Annotated in this window: 2 protein-coding genes; both read right to left on the bottom strand. The window is 66.2% G+C overall.

Translation table 11 applies throughout. The features are described 5' to 3' along the window. Positions 1-41: 41 nt before the first annotated feature. On the bottom strand, positions 42-701 hold the full coding sequence (locus ACFUEL_RS38820; RefSeq protein WP_380242786.1) for an adenylate kinase: 660 nt from the start codon (positions 699-701) through the stop codon (positions 42-44). Beyond that, on the bottom strand, positions 701-2,008 hold the full coding sequence (gene secY, locus ACFUEL_RS38825; RefSeq protein WP_380242788.1) for a preprotein translocase subunit SecY: 1,308 nt from the start codon (positions 2,006-2,008) through the stop codon (positions 701-703). Before secY ends, ACFUEL_RS38820 begins: the two co-directional genes overlap by 1 nt. Positions 2,009-2,221: the final 213 nt, after the last annotated feature.

The following is a 2,221-nucleotide window of genomic DNA, read 5'->3' on the forward strand; positions in this document are numbered from 1 at the left end:
CTTCGGGGCGACCCGGCCGTCTCTCGCGACGCGTCGTGGCGTCAGGCGTTCTTGTTCTGCTCCAGGGCGGCGACCGCGCGCTCGGTCACCTCGTCCACCTTGCCGAGGGCGGGGATGGTGACCAGCAGGCCCTGCTCCTGGTAGTAGCCGATGATCGGCTCGGTCTTGGAGTGGTACTCCTCCAGCCGGACCCGCACGGCCTCCTCGGTGTCGTCCGAGCGCTGGTACAGCTCACCGCCGCACTCGTCGCAGACGCCCTCGGTCTTCGGCGGGTTGTACACCACGTGGAACACGTGGGCGCCGTCGTTGCGGCACAGCCGGCGGCCGGCGATCCGCTTGACGACCTCGTCCTCGGAGACCTCCAGGTCCAGCACGCCGTCCAGCGCGATGCCCTGCTCGGCCAGGAAGGCGTCGAGCGCCTCGGCCTGGCCCAGGTTGCGCGGGAAGCCGTCCAGCAGGAAGCCGTTCGCGGCGTCCGGCTGGAGCATGCGGTCCTTGGCCATCCCGATGGTGACCTCGTCGGGCACCAGGCGCCCGGCGTCCATGTAGGACTTCGCCTCGACACCCAGCGGGGTGCCCTGGCTGATGTTGGCACGGAACAGGTCACCGGTGGAGATGTGGGGAATGGACAGGGTCTTGGCCAGAACGTGCGCCTGAGTACCCTTCCCGGCCCCGGGGGGTCCGACGAGGACGATTCGCATCAGCGGAGGAACCCTTCGTAATTGCGCTGCTGGAGTTGGCTCTCGATCTGCTTAACAGTTTCGAGTCCGACGCCGACGACGATGAGCACGGAGGTGCCGCCGAACGGGAAGTTGGTCTGCTGTCCGAAGGCGACCAGGGCGACCATCGGGATCAACGCGATGAGGCCCAGGTAGAGGGAACCCGGCCACGTGATGCGGGTGAGCACGTAGTTCAGGTACTCGGCCGTCGGCCGGCCGGCCCGGATGCCCGGGATGAACCCACCATACTTCTTCATGTTGTCGGCAACTTCTTCGGGGTTGAAGGAGATGGCGACGTAGAAGAAGGCGAAGAAGACGATCAGGACGAAGTAGGTGGCCATGTAGACCGGGTGGTCGCCCTTGACGAAGTGGTTCTTGATCCAGATCGCCCAGTCCGCCTGCGAGTTGGTCAGCTGGACCACCAGCGCGGGGATGTACAGCAGCGAGGAGGCGAAGATGACCGGGATCACGCCCGCCTGGTTGACCTTCAGCGGGATGTAGGTCGAGGTGCCGCCGAAGGAGCGGCGGCCCACCATGCGCTTCGCGTACTGCACCGGGATCCGGCGCTGGGCCTGCTCGACGAAGATGACCAGGCAGACCACGATGATGCCGACCGCGATGACGGAGGCGAACTCGCCCCAGCCGTCCAGCAGCTTGCCGGACTCCTTGATCGCCCACATCGAGCCCGGGAAGCCGGCCGCGATGGAGGTGAAGATCAGGATGGACATGCCGTTGCCGATGCCGCGGTCGGTGATCAGCTCACCCAGCCACATGATCACGGTGGTGCCGGCGGTCATGATGATGACCATGGTGGCGATCCGGAAGACCGACTGGTCCGGCACGATGTCGTTGCCCTGCGGGCAGCCGGAGAACAGCGCTCCGCTGGACGCGGTCGCCAGGATGCCGGTGCCCTGCAGCACGGCGAGCGCGATGGTCAGGTAGCGGGTGTACTGCGTGATCTTCGCGGTACCGGCCTGCCCCTCCTTCTTCAGGGCCTCCAGCCGCGGGATGACCACGGTGAGCAGCTGCAGGATGATGCTGGCCGTGATGTACGGCATGATGCCGAGCGCGAAGATGGTCAGCTGCAGCAGCGCGTTGCCGCTGAACAGGTTGACCAGACCGAAGAGTCCTTCGTTCTGCTTCTTCACGCATTCGTGGACGGCCTGGAAGTTGATCCCGGGCATCGGAATGTGGGCGCCCAGCCGGAACAGCACCATGATGCCCAGCGTGAACAGCAGCTTCTTGCGCAGGTCGGGCGTCTGGAACGCCCGCGCGAACGCACTGAGCACGGTGCCTCCTGCGCCTCCCGCGCGTCGTCGGCGGAAGGGTCGGTCCTGATGTGGGGAAAGGGAACTTCACGGACTCTAACAGTGCCCGGGTCCCGGAAAGAAGCGCGTGCGGCCGCTCCCCCACTCACGGGGTACGGCTTGCCCGGGTTTGACACACAAATCGAGCGTGTGCAAGGGGTGTCAACGGCACCGGGCCCCGGCCCCCCTTTCGCA

The organism is Kitasatospora sp. NPDC057198, from assembly GCF_042670125.1.
GTDB lineage: Bacteria > Actinomycetota > Actinomycetes > Streptomycetales > Streptomycetaceae > Kitasatospora.

Bases quoted from the DNA above. Each gene is read 5' to 3' on its own strand.
- ACFUEL_RS38820 (WP_380242786.1), bottom strand. From the start codon at position 701: ATGCGAATCGTCCTCGTCGGACCCCCCGGGGCCGGGAAGGGTACTCAG.